8 protein-coding genes are annotated in these 16,174 nt (G+C 68.1%); 5 read left to right on the top strand and 3 right to left on the bottom strand.

Annotation, left to right across the window (positions count from 1 at the left end; translation table 11 throughout):
- Positions 1–235: 235 nt before the first annotated feature.
- From glk to BMY69_RS01660, 3 genes are all read left to right on the top strand, one after another.
- Positions 236–1,261: a glucokinase gene (gene glk / locus BMY69_RS01650; RefSeq protein ID WP_090175102.1), complete on the top strand. Its 1,026-nt coding sequence runs from the start codon at positions 236–238 to the stop codon at positions 1,259–1,261.
- 123 nt (positions 1,262–1,384) lie between these two features.
- Entirely contained in the window at positions 1,385–4,120 is a 2,736-nt protein-coding gene (locus tag BMY69_RS01655) for a TonB-dependent receptor (RefSeq protein ID WP_090175103.1), read from the top strand.
- A gap of 163 nt (positions 4,121–4,283) precedes the next feature.
- Positions 4,284–6,557 carry a family 20 glycosylhydrolase gene (locus BMY69_RS01660; protein ID WP_090175104.1) on the top strand — a complete coding sequence of 758 codons (2,274 nt, stop codon included), beginning with the start codon at positions 4,284–4,286 and terminating at the stop codon, positions 6,555–6,557.
- Positions 6,558–6,668: 111 nt separating this feature from the next.
- On the opposite strand, the gene BMY69_RS01665 is transcribed toward BMY69_RS01660, so the two are convergent.
- Together BMY69_RS01665 and BMY69_RS01670 are read right to left on the bottom strand one after the other, a co-directional pair.
- Positions 6,669–7,715 carry an aldo/keto reductase gene (locus BMY69_RS01665; protein WP_090175105.1) on the bottom strand — a complete coding sequence of 349 codons (1,047 nt, stop codon included), beginning with the start codon at positions 7,713–7,715 and terminating at the stop codon, positions 6,669–6,671.
- A 30-nt stretch (positions 7,716–7,745) separates the two neighbouring features.
- On the bottom strand, positions 7,746–8,594 hold the full coding sequence (locus BMY69_RS01670; protein ID WP_218143105.1) for an alpha/beta fold hydrolase: 849 nt from the start codon (positions 8,592–8,594) through the stop codon (positions 7,746–7,748).
- A gap of 59 nt (positions 8,595–8,653) precedes the next feature.
- Between BMY69_RS01670 and BMY69_RS01675 the strand changes: the two genes are divergently transcribed.
- Positions 8,654–9,241, top strand: coding sequence for a TetR/AcrR family transcriptional regulator (locus BMY69_RS01675; RefSeq protein ID WP_090175107.1), 588 nt, complete (start codon positions 8,654–8,656; stop codon positions 9,239–9,241).
- Positions 9,242–9,300: 59 nt separating this feature from the next.
- Here the strand turns inward: BMY69_RS01675 and BMY69_RS01680 are convergent, their stop codons facing one another.
- Positions 9,301–13,590 (bottom strand): DEAD/DEAH box helicase, encoded by a 4,290-nt coding sequence (locus BMY69_RS01680; protein WP_090175108.1) that lies wholly within the window; start codon positions 13,588–13,590, stop codon positions 9,301–9,303.
- A 147-nt stretch (positions 13,591–13,737) separates the two neighbouring features.
- Between BMY69_RS01680 and BMY69_RS01685 the strand changes: the two genes are divergently transcribed.
- Complete coding sequence (locus tag BMY69_RS01685; protein WP_090175109.1) at positions 13,738–15,960, top strand: glycoside hydrolase family 3 C-terminal domain-containing protein; 2,223 nt, start codon at positions 13,738–13,740, stop codon at positions 15,958–15,960.
- Positions 15,961–16,174: the final 214 nt, after the last annotated feature.

Here is a 16,174-nt window from a genome sequence, read left to right on the forward strand (position 1 = left end):
CCTTGATCCGCCGTCCCAACCCCCGTCTCGGGCCGGGCAACGCGGATTCTGCGCCGTCGCGCTGCGGCGAGGCGCAAACGTTTCCTGTTGCGGTGCGTTATGGAATCCGCCCTGTCTCGGCCATTTGTCCGGTTGACAACGTTGTCATCTGCCAAACAGACTCGGCTCCGACAAGGGGCGCCGTCCACCGTTCGGGTGACGACGCGAGAGCGGGTCAGGGCACAAGGGGCAGGGCGTGGGCGAATCGGCCAAGCAGCGGGATCTCGTGCGTGCGTCGCGGACCGGGGCATTCCTCGCCGCGGACGTGGGCGGGACGCATGCCCGTATCGGCCTCGTCCGTCGTGCCGCCGGCTCGACCGCCATCGACGTCCTGCGCTATGAACGCTACGCCTGCGCCGAATGGCCCAGCCTGACCGCGGTGCTTCGCGACTTTGTCGGTCACCTCGAGGGCGATCAGGCGATCGAGCACTGCGCGGTCGCCAGCGCGGGCTATGTGCTCGGCGATGCGATCGTCAACGAGAACCTGCCCTGGCCGGTGTCGATCGGCGACATCCGCGAGTCGCTCGGTCTGGCGGGCCTCGCCGTGGTCAACGACTTCGAAGCCGTCGCCTACGCCTGCCAGTTCCTGCAGAGCCACGAAACCACGCCGATCATCGCCACCGACGCCGCACCGGCGGAGGGCCCGATCCTCGTGATGGGTCCCGGCACGGGCCTCGGCTCCGCGGTGCTGCTGCCCGGAAAGCCGCATTGCACGGTGCTGCCGACCGAGGCCGGACAGATTTCCCTCGCGCCCGGCAACGCGCGCGAGGTCGCGATCCTGGGCGAGCTCGCCCGGACGCGCGATTACGTTTCGTACGAGACCGCCCTTTCGGGCCCCGGCCTCGTCAATCTCTATCGGGCCATTTCCACGCTGGGCGGCACGGCCGCCACGCTGGCCGAACCCGCCGCCGTCACCGCGGCCGCGCTCGAGGGCAGCGATGCCGCGGCGACGGAAGCGCTCGACGTGTTCTGCGGGCTGCTCGGCAGCTTCGTGGGCGACCTGGCCATGCTCTACGGCGCCCGCGGCGGCGTGTACCTCGCCGGCGGCATCCTGCCGCAGGTGCGGGACCACCTCATCGCCAGCAGCTTCGCCAACAGGTTCTTCAACAAGGGCGTCATGCGCGCCTTTCTCCAGCAAGTGCCGGTACGTCTGATGGACCACGGACAGTTGGGTGTGATCGGTGCCGCCGGTCTCTACCTGCACGGTTCGACCGCTCATTGAAGAGCGGCGAAAGGAACGTAGGGCGTCGTTCGAAAAACCGGGTCGAAAGACCCTTCGATAGCAACGAGGCACGGCGCGGCCGCGAAACCCGTCGTCGCCTTCATCCTCTGAGGGGAGGACATCATGTCGCATCGTAGAAACCTGCTGACGGCGAGCATCATCGCCGGCCTGTGCTGTATCACCGGAACCGTCGCCGCGCAGGATGCGTCCGGCGCGACGGCGAAGCCGCAGACCGCCCAGGAGAAAGCCGAGGCCGCCAAGGCGGCCGAACTCGAGGGCATCACCGTCACCGGCATCCGTGCCAGCCTCGAGAAGTCGCTCGACACCAAGCGCAACGCCGACGCCGTCGTCGAAGCCGTCACCGCCGAGGACATCGGCAAGTTCCCGAACACCAACGTCGCCGAAGCGATGACGCAGATCCCCGGCGTCACCATCGATCGCCAGTTCGGCCAGGGCGATCGCGTGTCGATCGACGGCACGGATCCCAGCCTCAACCTCACGTTCCTCAACGGCCAGCCGATCTCGCAGACGCCGTGGCAGTACGGCGCGCAGCCCAACCGCGGCTTCGACTTCACCATGCTCGCGCCGGAAATCGTGGGTCGCCTCGAGGTATACAAGTCGCCGGAAGCGCGCCTTCCCGAAGGCAGCCTCGGCGGCACGATCCTGCTCCACACGCTCAAGCCGCTCGACCTGCCGGCGAACACGATCCGTGGCTCGTTCGGCCTGAACTACAACGACCAGGGCACCGCGGGCACGCGTCCGAACGCCTCGGCGCTGTACAGCTGGAAAGATGCCAACAACATCTTCGGCATGATCGCCTCGATCCAGCATTTCGAGGAGAAGATCGATCGCCAGGGCTTCGAGATCTTCAGCTACAGCCCGGTGTCGAAGTGGGCGCCGAGCCCGGCCGTCGCCGCCGGCATCGCCAACGGCACGCTCGATCCCAACGCGATGGTGCCGGACGAAGTGAACTCGGCATGGTTCCAGCAGAAGCGCAAGCGCGACACCGCGACCCTGGGCTTCCAGATCCATCCGACGAACAACTGGGACATCGACATCAACAACCTGTTCGTCCGGGAGAACTTCGACAACTGGAACCAGTCGCTGTATCCGTTCACCGGCGCGACGCCGGGTAACGTCACCAGCTTCATCCAGGGCCCGAACGGCGTCGTGACCGGCGGTCACGTCTGCGGCAACGATTCGCCGAACTGCCCGGCCATCGCGCAGGGCACCTTCGACAGCAACATCCGCAAGTCGGTCGTCCGCACGTCGGCGTTCGACCTGAAGTCGGAATACCGCGGCGAAGGCTGGAAGCTGGGAGGCGCGGCGGGCTACAGCAAGGCGCGCAACGACAACATCTCCCAGGCGGTGATGGAGCCGGTGTACGCCGGCGGCTACACCTGGGACATCAACCGCGGCTTCAACTTCGACAACCCGGCGGCCGCGCGCGATCCGGCGAACTGGCACATGGGCGACGTCGACGGCCTCGGCGGCTGGCCCGGCAACTATGGCGACTACTCGGCCAGCTCGCGCGATACGTACGGTCAGCTCGACTTCTCGAAGTACTTCGACTCGTTCTTCAACGAAATCGCCGTCGGCTATCGCTGGAACCGTCACGAAGAAGGCATGCAGGCGCACGTCTACGGCGGCAACGCCCCGACCAACCTCGCCGAGCTCGGCACCAGCGGCTACACCGATACGCTCGACGCGTTCGGTGGCGCGCTGAACGGATCGTCCAGCCACATCATCCCGGATCGCGACGCGCAGTACGCGTGGGTGCGCAACACGAACCAGGGCAGGGAAGATCCAGGCACCTACCTCAACGGCACGTACAAGCTGGTCGAGAAGACCAACGCGGCGTACATCCAGGCCAACTTCGCCGGCGGCGGCTTCCACGGCAACGTGGGCGTCCGCTATGTCGACACCAAGACCGACGGCACCGGCTTCAACTACAGCGGCGCCCCGGTCCTGCCGGCCCCCGCGGGTTCGTGGCAGACGTCGTCGCGCACGACGAAGAACTGGCTGCCGAGCCTCAACGTGGCCTACGACCTCACCGACGACGTCGTGCTGCGCGCGGCGGCCGCCAAGGTCATCGCCCGTCCGCCGTACAACATGCAGGTGAACAACCTGTTCCTCAACGACTCGGTGCTCACCGGCTCGGGTGGCAACCCCGACCTGAAGAACTACAAGTCGAAGAACTACTCGCTCGCCGCGGAGTGGTATTTCGCCCCGCAGTCGTACCTCGCCATCACCGGGTTCTACAAGCAGATCGACAACTACACCGTCGTCGACTCCGCCAACGAAACCCAGTTCAACTCCGGTCTCCAGAACGACCCGACGACGTTCGCACGCCAGGTGGCACAGGGCCTCTGCACGCCGGACGGGTTCTGCACGTACTCGATCAGCCGTCCGCGCAACACCGGGTCCGGCAAGGTGCGTGGTGGCAGCGTCAGCTATCAGCAGGCGTTCTGGGATACGGGTTTCGGCGTCACGGCGAACTACACCTACGCCAAGGGCACGCTGGATTCGGGTGGCGCGCTGCCGTACAACTCGAAGAACTCGTACTCGGTGAGCCCGTACTACGAAATGGGTCCGTTCAGCGCCCGCATCACGTACAACTGGCGCAGCAAGTACCTCGCGGGCGGCTACATCGCCGGCGCGCCGCCGGCCACCACGGCCGACTATGGCGACCTCGGCGCCACGCTCGGCTGGAAGCTCAACCAGCAGGTGTCGTTCACGCTCGCGGGCATGAACCTGACCAACGAGAAGTACAAGCAGTACCTCGGCGTCACCTCGATGCCGGCGGCGAAATACACCACGGGTCGCCGTTACATGGCCTCGGTGCATTTCGACCTCTGACACACGCGACGGAACGCGGCCACGGACGGCCGCGAACGCGATACCTCGATGCTTCATTCCCCTCGGGCCCGACGCCTCTTCATCGGGCCCGTTTTTTTGCCGGGTAGCGGCGCTCCCGTTTCCCGGCCACAATCGAACGACTTTCGACCGACAGGATCCCCCGATGCGCCGAATCCTCCTCCTCGCGATGGCCGCTGGCCTTGCCGCATGCGCCAGCCAACCGAAACAGGAGGCCGCACCGGTCGACACCGCGCCACTCTCGCTGATTCCCATGCCGGCGCAGGTGCAGCGCGTTCCCGGTCATTTCCGCCTCGATGCGATGACCACGATCGGCGTCGCGGCGGGCGACACGCAGGCGAAGCACGTCGCGACGCAGCTGCAGGGATGGATCCGCCAGGCACGCGGCATCACACCCGCGATCGTCGAAGGCAAGGGCAAGGGCGGTATCTCGCTCGCGACCGTGTCGACGGTGAAGGGCCGCGAGGCGTACACGCTGGATGTCGACGGCAACGGCGTGCGCATCGCCGCGAACGACGAAACCGGTCTCTTCTATGGCGCCGTCACGTACTGGCAGCTGCTGACCGATCCCGCCGCGCAGAACGGCGTGCCGGGCGTGCACATCGTCGACGCGCCACGGTTCGAGTGGCGCGGGCTGATGCTCGATTCGAGCCGCCATTTCCAGTCGGTGAGCGACATCGAGCACCTGCTCGACCAGATGGCGATGCACAAGCTCAACACGTTCCACTGGCACCTGACCGACGACCAGGGCTGGCGCCTGCAGATTGAGAAATACCCGAAGCTCACGGAAACCGGCGCGTGCCGCAAGACCGTGGGTCCGGACGTCGCGCTCACCGGCGACGCCGACAAGCCGTATTGCGGCTTCTACACGCAGGACGAGGCGAAGCAGATCGTCGCGTACGCCGCCGAGCGTCACATCACCGTGGTGCCGGAGATCGAGATGCCCGGTCACGCGCAGGCGGCGGTGGCGTCGTATCCGAAGGTCGGCGCCGGCGCGAAGAAACTCGGCGTCTCGACGGACTGGGGCGTCAACACTGCGCTGTACAACGTCGACGATGGCACGTTCACGTTCCTGCAGGACGTGCTCGACGAGGTGATGGCGATCTTCCCGTCGACGTACGTCCACGTCGGTGGCGACGAAGCGGCGAAGGACGAATGGGAGCGCTCGAAGACGGTGCAGGCGAAGATGAAATCGCTGGGCATCGACGACGAGGAGAAGATGCAGGGCTGGTTCATCGCGCGCATCGGCACGTACCTCGACAAGCACGGCCGGCGACTGATCGGCTGGGATGAAATCCTCGACGGCGACGTGCCCGCCAGCGCCACCGTGATGTCGTGGCGCGGCACCGCCGGCGCGATCAAGGCCGCGAACGCCGGCCACGACGTCGTCATGGCGCCGTCGCCGACGCTCTACCTCGACCGCCTGCAGTCGACGCTGCCCGACGAGCCGCCGGGCCGTCCGTCGGAGCAGACGCTGAAGACCCTCTACGATTTCGACCCGGTGCCGACGGAGATCGCCGCGAACAAGGCGAACCACGTGCTCGGCGCGCAGGTCACGGTGTTCACCGAATACCTGCCGAACTGGTATCGCACCCAGCATGCGATCTTCCCGCGCATCGCCGCGCTCGCCGAGCGCACGTGGTCGCCGAAGGCCGACTGGAACGGCTTCGTCGCGCGCCTGCCGGCGCAGATGTCCCGCTATCGCTCGGCAGGCATCGTGCCTTCCGACGGCGCGTTCGCCGTGGCGATCACCGCCGATGGCGCGCCCGATGGCAAGGCGAAGGTCACGCTGTCGAACCAGACCGGTTACGGCACGCTCCGTTACACGACCGACGGCTCCGCGCCCACCGCGCAGTCCGCCGAGCACACGGCGCCGTTCGACGTCGATCTGCCGACCACCGTGCGCGCGAACGCGTTCGCCGGCGGCTTCGGCCTCGCGGGGCCGCGCGATCGCGAGATCGACGCGAAGTCGCTGCTGCGCCGGACGAGCGACGAACTCGACATGTGCGGCGACAAGCTCGTGCTGCGCCTCGAGTCGCCGAACGCCGTCGACGGCAAGCGGCCGGTCTACAAGGTCGACATCATGGACACGTGCTGGAAGTGGAAGAACGTGAAGCTGGATGGTCGCTACGGCGTTTCCGTCACGGTCGACCGCCTTCCGTACAACTACGCGCTGTGGAAGGACGCCGCCGGCATCGTCTCGCGCAAGGCGCGCTCGGCCGCGGGCGAGCTCGAAGTGCGCCAGGACACGTGCGACGGTCCGAAGCTGACGACGATCCCGCTGGCCAAGGCGAAGGACGGCCGCGCCACGCTGGACGGCATACTGCCCAAGCGCGAAGGCACGCACGACCTGTGCTTCGTGATCACGGGCAAACCGGGGCCGAAGCTGTGGGTGCTGGGCGACGTGCAGCTGCGCTGACGGGTTCGTGCATGGCGTCTGTAGGAGCGCGCCCTGCGCGCGACAGCTTTTCGCGGTGAGCAAGCGGGCCGGTGGCTCTCTCACGAAAAAGCTGTCGCGCAAGCGTGCAGACTAGGCCACCTCGCGCGTTGGTAGCACCAGATCATCCAGCTTCCCGCCTGATGCCTTCTGCTGGTTCGCCGGATCCTCGATCAGGCTATGCGGAAAAATCGACGCTAGCGCGCTCGCTTCGTCCAGGCGCGCAAGCTGTTCATCCGATAGCCTGACCTCGGTCGCTCGCAGGTTGCTCTCCAGTTGCTGCACGTTGCGTGGCCCGATGATCGGCAACGGCCCTTTGCGCGCGACCCAGGCAATCGCGAGCGCTCCAGGGTCGAGTCCCGTCTCGTCAGCGATCGCGAGCAGCGTATCGACGATGCGCGTGCGTTGCGCGCTGTTTTCCTCCTGGAACACGCGGCCACCGAAACCTTCCTTGCGCCCACCCTCGCCGCGTCGATATTTGCCCGTGAGCACGCCACCTCCAAGTGGTGACCACGCGACGACGCCAAGGCCAAGCGCATCGGCGGCTGGCAGCAACTCGTGTTCGGTGGTGCGCTCCACGAGACTGTGCTCTACCTGTATCGCCGCAATCGGCAGTGAGCCGCGCACCTCGGCGAGTGTTACCGCGCGAGCCACGCGCCAGGCGGGGAAATCCGATAAGCCCGCGTAAAGGATCTTGCCCGCGCGGGCGAGGTCGTCGAATCCTCGCAGGATTTCTTCGACCGGCGTCACCCGATCCGGAAAGTGCGTCCAGTAGAGATCAATCCGGTCGGTCTTCAGGCGGCGCAGGCTTGCCTCGACGGAAGCCACCATCGCGCGACGGCTGTTACCCGTAACGAGAATGCCATCGCTCTTGCCGCCGGCTTGCGTGTACTTCGTCGCAAGGACGAAGTCATCACGGCGCCCTTGCAGCAGATGGCCGAGGATCTCTTCGGATTCCCCGAACTGGTATGTATCGGCCGTGTCGAGGAAGTTGCCGCCGGCGGCCTGGTATGCATCGAGCATGCGCCGGGCATCATCCGGCTCGGCGCCGTGCCCCCACCGCGTACCGAAGTTGCCCGTGCCAAGCACGAGTTCAGAGACACGAAGGCCTGTGTGCCGGCCCAGAACGCGATATCGCATGGTGTTCTCCCTTGAGTGGTCGGGCGCGGGTCACTTGCCCGCGGCCTGTTCGATGATCGAGACGACGAGGTCGGGGTGGGAAAGGAAGACGGTGTGGCTGGAACCCGGCACTTCCGTGACCTTCGCCTTGGCGCGCTTGTACATCCAGCGCTCCAGATCTGGATTGATCGTCTTATCGGCGGTAGGCACGACAGCCCAGGTCGGCTTCGTTTTCCACGGCGCCGCCTTAGCCGGTGTCTTGAAGGCCTTCTGTGCGAGAAACACCTGCGACTGGGCCATGAAAGTAGCCAGTTCGGCCGGTGAATCGGCGGCGAAGTTCGCGTGGTACTTAGCCGGGTCCATGTAGAAGAAGCCGTCCGCAGTAAGCTTCACGTCGCTGTTCGGTGCGGGAAACTGCGGCTTCGTCTCCAGCGTCTCGGTGCTTTCGCCCACATCCGGCATCAAGGCGGCCAGGTAGACCAGCGACTTTACCTTGGGGTCGTCACCGGCGTCGGTAATCACCTGCCCGCCCCAGCTATGCCCCACCAGGACCACCGGCCCGTCCTGTTGATCGATCACCCGCCGCGTCGCGGCCACATCGGCCTCGAGGCTGGTTTCCGGCTCCTGAACGATGCTGACGTGGTAGCCCTTCCGCACCAGCAGGTCGTAGACCGCCCGCCAGCCCGAGCCGTCGGCGAAGGCGCCGTGGACCAGCACGACGTTGTGGATGGGTTCGGCCGCCGTAACGGCCGACGAACCCATGGAAAGGCCGGCGGCCAGTGCGATGGCGCGAACCGTGCGTGTTGCAGCAGACATAGCTAATCTCCTCGGTCGGTTGGGTAGCCCGCCAAAAACGGCATCGCCTTCGGTGGACTCGCTTTTGATTGCGAGCACAATCATAATTATTTTGATGGTGGGCGCAATGTAAAAACGTGCCCCGGTTTGTGAGGAAGGGAGCTGTGCGCGTCTCGAAACAGAAATCCGAGGAAAATAGGGCCCTTCTGCTCAGTGCTGCGAGCCGTTTGTTCAGGGAGAGAGGCGTTGACGGCGTGGGCGTGGCCGAAGTTGCGAAGGAGGCTGGGCTTACCCACGGCGCGCTCTACGCGCATTTCCCCTCCAAGGAGGCGCTGGTGGCCGCAGCGTTTTCCCGGGCCTTCGCCGGGAACATGGCGTCCATCGAGGCCTGGGCCGCCGGCAGGGAGCCCACATTCTCCGATTACCTCGATGCGCTGTTCTCGGTGCGTGCGCGAGATCGGGTCGGCGAGGGGTGCCCGATGGTGGCCTCCGCGAGCGAGGCTTCGCGGCACGGGCCTGCGCTGAGCGAGAACTTCGCCGCCGCGTTTCAGGCCGAGATCGCGTTGTTCGAGGCGTCGCTCGACCCTGCGCTGCCTGCGGATGAGCGGCGGCGTGTGTCCATCGCTGCACTGGCTGCGCAGATTGGTGCCGTCGCCGTGGCCCGCGCTGTCGCCACGAGCGACGATGCGTTGTCCCGCGAGGTATTGGCGGCAACACGGGATGCCATCGCGCGCGCGGTCGAGAACGTGTAGGCGCGCTTGCGCTTTACTCCGGCGTCCAATGTTTTGGGTGTAACCCCAAAGACGCGCTCCTACAACGCCGCCGTTGAACGCAGGTCGGCTTTGCGCTGCAGCGCGCCCCGTGCCTCGCGCTCGTCGTCGCCTTCCAGCGGCGTGAGCGCGACGAACTTGCCTGCCACCATCGCGGCGAGGGGCACGCCATCGCGGATCGCCAGCCGGTTGCCGATCACGGCGGGCACCTTCGCCGAACCGGCGAGGATCGATCCGATCAGGTTGAGCGGGTCGGTGCCCGCGATGCAGACGATCTCGCCGTCGTGCGGCCGGTGCCGGATCTGGCGTAGCGCCGCGAGCGCCTCGGGCAACGCGAACTGCTCGCCGACGAGGCCATCGACGAACCGGCCGCCACGGATCTCGCCGCGCGCTTCCAGCCGATGGTAGACGCGGCGCAGGTCGCGCCACGCGGGAAGCCATGCCGCCTCCCGCTCCAGGATCCGCCAGCTGACCACGCCGTAACGGCGCAGCAGCGTCCGCGCGATGTGTTCCAGCCCATCGGCATCGTTGCGTTGCTCGCTCGCCCGACGCGCGAGCGACCAGCGCCCCGCGTCCTCGATGCCGCTGAGCATGTGCCGGCGCGTGCGCCGATGGCGGCTTCCGTTGCGCTTCGATGCCGGCAGCAGCAGGGCGCGCAGGCCCGCGAAGCTGTCGGCGGTGACGCGCCCCGCCGCGACGAGCTCGCCCAGCGCATCCTCGAGCTCCGTGCGAAGCAGGCGGGTGGTCGATGCGAGCTCGTCGAAGAACAGCGCGCCTTCGTCGCGCAGCGCATCGGCCACCGCCTGCGCTCGCGAGGACAGCGACACGTCGTCGGTCGCGGCCGGCGCGGCGGCCGACCACACCGGCAGCTGGCGACGTGGCAGCAGTACGATCGGCGTCGAGCGCACCGGCCCGCCGCTGCCCGTGCCCAGGCGCAGGCGGCTCCAGACGACGCGGCCCGCCCGACACAGATCGTCGAGCCAGCCGATGCCGTAATCGGAAACGCGCGACGGTAGCAGCTCGGTTTCCCATGCGCCCGCCGCGGCTTCGAAGCCTTCGAGCTGCCCGATCGTGCCGGCGAGCGCGTCCGGGCCGGTGACCTGCGTGGCACGGGTGACGTGCTGCCAGTCGAGCAGGAAGCGATAGAAGTCGCGCGGCGCCACCGGCTCGATCTCGCGACGCAGGCGCCCGATCGTGTAACGGTGGATGCGCGCGAGCAGGTGACGTTCGCACCATTCGACGTCGGTGACGCCGGGCGAGAACGGCCCGCGCATGACATAGCCCTCGGATTCGAGCGAACCGAGGGCGAGCTCGACATCGGGCAATGGCATGCCCAGCGACGCGGCGAGCGCATTCGCCGGCACCGGACCGAGACCGCCGAGGCGCCCGCGTACGATGTCGATGAGCGCCGATTCCGGCGTCCAGGCCTGCGCCGCGTAGCTGGCCGGTGCCGCGATCGCCGGCGACATCGCGGCGACGGAAACCATCGCCTGCCACGCCGGCAAGCGTTCCGCAGCGACCCAGAGCGCATGGTCACCGTGCGTCAGCGACGTGGCCCGCGCGTCCTTCGCCAGCGCCGTGAGCAGCTTCGCCCATCCGGCGTTCTCGCGTACCTCGTCCTGGGTGATCGCGCCCAGCTGTACGAGGGCCTCGTGCATCTCGTCCGCGCTACGCGCCTCCGGCCACGCCTCGAGACGCACCGCGTCGATGGCCTCGGCATCGAGGCGGCCGAGGTCGTCGGCCGTCTCGGCCTCGTTCCAGCGGCGCGACTGCACCGCCTGCGTGCGCCGCTCTTCCAGTGGCGCGTCGTCGAGGAACGCATACGGCGCGGCGCTCAGCACTTCGGCCGCGAGCGGCGACGGAGTGGCGAGGTCGCGCGCGACCATCGCGATGCGACCGGACTCGAGCCCACGCAGGATCTCGAGCAGGCCTTCGCTGTCCATCGCCTCGTGCAGGCAGTCGTCCAGCGTCTGCTTCACCAGCGGATGGTCCGGCACCTCGCGTTCGCCCACGAGGTTTTCCGCGCACGCGACCTGATCCGGGAACACGGTGGCGAGGAGATCCTCGCTCTTCATGCGCTGCAGCTGCGGCGCGACCTTGCGGCCACCCGTGAAGCGCGGCAGCGCGAGGGCGGTCGTCGCGTTCCAGCGCCAGCGGACGCCGAACAGCGGTGCGTCGAGCAACGCCTGGATAAGCACATGCTCCGCGGAATTCGAATGCAGGTAGCGCGCGACCTCCTCCAGCGGGAAACTGTGACTGGTGGACAGCGACAGCACGATGGCGTCTTCGGTCGCGGCCGCCTGCAGTTCGAAATTGAACTTGCGGCAGAAGCGCTTGCGCAAGGCCAGGCCCCATGCGCGGTTGATGCGGCTGCCGAACGGCGTGTGGATGATCAGCTGCGTGCCGCCGGACTCGTCGAAGAAGCGCTCCATCACGAGCGTGTCGCGGGTCGGCAACGCGCCCAGCGCCGCGCGTGCGCGGAACAGGTAGTCGACGATCTGTTCGGCGGCCGCTTTCGGCAGGGCCAGCTCGCCGGTGAGCCAGCGGAAGGCGCCGTCGCGGCCATCCGCGTCGAACGCCGCGGCGATCTCGCCGCGCAGGCGCGACACGCCGAGCGACAGCTCGTCGGTGCGTCCGGGTGCCTCGCCCAGCCAGAAGGGAATGTTCGGTGGCGCGCCCTGCGCGTCTTCCACGCGCAGCCTGCCCGCCTCCACCCGCATGATCCGGTAGGAGCGATTGCCGAGCTGGAAGACGTCGCCGGCGAGGCTCTCCACCGCGAAATCCTCGTTCACCGTGCCGACGATCGTCGACTGGGGTTCGAGCAGCACGTTGTAATCGCCGGTGTCGGGAATGGTGCCGCCCGACGTGACGGCGGTGAGCCGTGCGCCGCGACGCTCGCGCAGGCGGCCGTTCACCGCGTCGCGGTGAATGTACGAGCCGCGTGGCCCGATGCGCGTGGTGAAGCCTTCCGACAGCATCCGCACGGTTTCGTCGAAGCGCTCGCGCGTCAGCGCGCGGAAGGGGTAGGCGCGGCGGATCAGGTCGTACAGCGCATCTTCCTCCCACTCCTGGCAGGCGACCTCCGCCACGATCTGCTGCGCGAGCACGTCGAGCGGCTCGTCCGGCATGATCAGCGCGTCGAGCTCGCCGCGGCGCACGCAGTCGAGCAGCGCGGCGCATTCCACGAGGTCGTCGCGCGAGGTCGGGAACAGGCGCGCCTTCGGCGTTCCGCCCACGGCGTGGCCCGCGCGGCCGGCGCGCTGCAGGAACGCCGCGATCGATCGCGGCGAGGCGATCTGGCAGACGAGGTCGACATCGCCGATGTCGATGCCCAGTTCCAGTGACGCCGTGGCCACGAGCGCGCGCAGTTCGCCGCGCTTGAGCCGCTGCTCGGCGTCGAGGCGCTGCTCGCGCGACAGGCTGCCGTGGTGCGCGGTGACGGCCTCCTTGCCCAGGCGCTCGGACAGGTGCCGCGACACGCGTTCGGCCATGCGCCGCGTGTTGACGAATACCAAGGTGGTGCGGTGTTGCTCGATGAGGTTGCCGAGCCGGTTGTAGACCAGCTCCCACATGTCGTTCGACATCACGGCCTCGAGCGGCACCGGCGGCACTTCCAGCGCGAGATCGCGCTTGCGCGTGTGACCGATGTCGACGATGGCGCAGTCCTCGCGCTCGCCGCCGGTGAGGAACGCCGCGACCTTCTCGATCGGTTTCTGTGTCGCGGAAAGACCGATGCGCGTGATGCGGCGCTGCGCGAGCGACTCCAGGCGTTCGAGGGACACGGCGAGGTGGCTGCCGCGCTTGCTCGCCGCCACGGCATGGATCTCGTCGACGATCACCTCGCGCACGTCGCGCAACATGGCGCGCCCCGAGTCCGAACCGAGCAGCACGTAGAGCGACTCCGGCGTGGTGACGAGGATGTGCGGCGGGCGACGCTTCATCTTCTCGCGGTCGGACGACGGCGTATCGCCGGTGCGCACGGCGGTGCGGATCTCGAGGTCGGGCAGGCCGCGCGCGCGGAGCGCCTCGCGGATGCCGGCCAGCGGCGCCTCGAGGTTGATGCGGATGTCGTTCGACAGCGCCTTCAGCGGCGAGACGTAGAGGATCGTGGTGCGATCGCGCAGGCCGCCTTGCTCGACGCCCTCGCGCACGAGGGTGTCGATCGCGGAGAGGAACGCGGTGAGCGTCTTGCCCGAGCCGGTGGGCGCGGCGACGAGCGTATGCCTGCCCGAACGGATCGCCGGCCACGCGGCCACCTGCGCGGGCGTGGGCTCCGGGAACGCCTCGCCGAACCACGCGGCGACGGCAGGATGAAAGGCGCTGAGGGTCATCGACTTTTGTGAATTCATTGAATCACTTAAGTGGGGTCCGGGGGCCTCGATGGCAAGCGTCGAGCGTACCGCGACGGCGTCTCGCGGGTTGCGATAAAGCCGTTACTTGGCGATGGTTGGCCCTTCCTCGCCGATCGACCGTGCCCCATGTCCGAGTTCACCCGCCGCACCACCCTCGCCGTCGCCCTCGCCGCGGGCCTCGCCGGTTCCGCCCACGCCGCCGCGCCCGCGGACAAACCGTGGATGGATCGCTCGCTGGGCCCCGATCGCCGCGCGGAACTGCTCGTCTCCGCGATGACCGACGATGAGAAATTCCGCCTGATCCGTTCCGATTTCGGTCTGGCCAGCGACAAGCACGGCGTCCCCGAAGGCGCCGTCGGTGGCGCCGGCTACGTACCCGCCCTGCCCCGTATCGGCCTGGCCGCGATCAATGAAACGGACGCGGGACTCGGCGTGAACAAGCCGGGCATCGACGGCAAGGGCGCGATCTCGCTGCCGGCCGGCCTCGCGACCGCCGCGAGCTTCGATCCGGCGGTCGCCCACGCGGGCGGCCGCATGATCGGCGGCGAGGCTCGTGGCAAGGGCTACGGCGTGCTCCTGTCCGGCGGCGTGAACCTGGTACGCGATCCGCGCAATGGCCGCAACTTCGAATACGCGGGCGAGGATCCGATCCTCGCGGGCACCATCGTCGGCGCGGCGGTGAAGGGCATCCAGGAGCAACGGATCGTCGCGACGGTGAAGCACTTCGCCATCAACGACCTGGAAACCGGCCGCAACACGCACAGCGCGGACATCGATCCCGTCGCGCTGCGCGAGTCGGACCTGCTCGCCTTCCAGATCGCCATCGCGCACGGCGACCCGGGCTCGGTCATGTCGGCCTATAACCGCGTCAATGGCGTCTACGCCGGCGAGGATGCCTGGCTGCTCACCGACGTGCTCAAGAAGGAGTGGGGCTTCAAGGGCTTCGTGATGTCCGACTGGGGCGGCGTCCACAGCGGCGCCAAGGCCGCGCTGGCCGGACTCGACCAGGAATCCGCCGGCGAGGTGTTCGACAAGGAGGTTTACTTCGACAAGCCGTTGCGCGCCGCCGTGGCGTCGGGCGAGGTGCCGAAGGCGCGCCTCGACGACATGGCCCGCCGCATCCTGCGCAGCCTCATCGCCCACGGCGTCATCGACGATCCCATTCCCACGAAGCCGGTCACGCCGGTGCCGTACGCGGCCGATCGCATCGTCGCCCGGGACGCGCTGGAAGCCGGCGCGGTCCTCCTGCGCAACGAAGGCTCGCTGCTGCCGCTGGCGCGCAAGGGTCAGTCGGTCGTGGTGATCGGTGGCCACGCGGACAAGGGCGTGCTGGCCGGCGGCGGCTCGTCCACGGTCACCGACGAGGGCGGCGATCCGGTGCCCGGGCTCGAACCGACCGGCTGGCCGGGCCCGGTCCGCTATCACGCGTCCGCGCCGCTCGCCTTCATGCAGAAGCTGGGTGGCAAGGTGACCTTCGATCCGGGCACCGATCCCGCCGCCGCCGCGAAAGCCGCCGCGGCCGCCGATGTCGCCGTCGTCTTCGTCACGAAGTGGGCCGCCGAGTCGTACGACGCGCCGGACATGTCGCTGCCGGATGGGCAGGACGCGCTGGTCACCGCCGTCGCGAAGGCGAACCCGAAGGTCGTCGTCGTGCTGGAAACCAATGGCGCGGTGAAGATGCCCTGGCTTCAGGGCGTCGGCGCCGTGCTGCAGGCCTGGTATCCGGGATCGGGAGGTGGCGAAGGCATCGCGCGGCTCCTCTATGGCGAAACCGCACCGTCGGGGCGCCTCCCGGTGAGCTGGCCGAAGGACGAGTCGCAGTTGCCGCGTCCCACGATCCAGGCCGCTGGCCTGTACTCGAAGGAAAAGCCGGCGGACAACATCGACTACACCATCGAGGGTGCCGACGTCGGCTACCGCTGGTTCGAGAAGACCGGGCGCGAGCCGCTCTTCGCCTTCGGCTACGGCCTGACCTACACGTCGTTCGCGTACAGCGATTTCGCCGTGGACAAGGACGCGGCCGGCCGGGTCGTCGCGCACGTCACCGTGAAGAACACGGGCAAGACCGCCGGCGCGGACGTGCCGCAGGTCTACGTCGCCGCGCCGGACGGCGGCATGCGCCGCCTCGCCGGCTGGCACAAGGTGAGCCTGAAGCCGGGCGCGAGCCGCCGCGTCGACATCGCGCTGGAACCCATGGCTCTCGCCCGCTACGACGACAAGGGCAAGCGCTGGCGCGTCGCGCCGGGCACGTACACCGTGAAGCTCGGCCGCTCCGCCGCGGATTTCGCGGGCGAAGCGAAGGTCGACCTGTCGGAAAGCTTCCCGGTCCTCAAGGCCGGATCGCGCTAGCTCAAGGTCACGGCCCCACAGGTGGGACCCGGCGGCCGTTGTGGGAGCGGGCCTGGCCGCGACAGCCTTTCGCCCCGGTCCCCAAGGTGGCGCGCCAGCTCCGGGGCACGGCCCCAAAACATGTCGCGCCCAGGTGCGCTCCCACAAGGGCGGGGCCGAGGCGGTTGTGGGAGCGGGCCTGGCCGCGACGGCTTTTCGCCCCGGTCCCCAAGGT

Source organism: Luteibacter sp. UNC138MFCol5.1, assembly GCF_900110505.1.
GTDB lineage: Bacteria > Pseudomonadota > Gammaproteobacteria > Xanthomonadales > Rhodanobacteraceae > Luteibacter.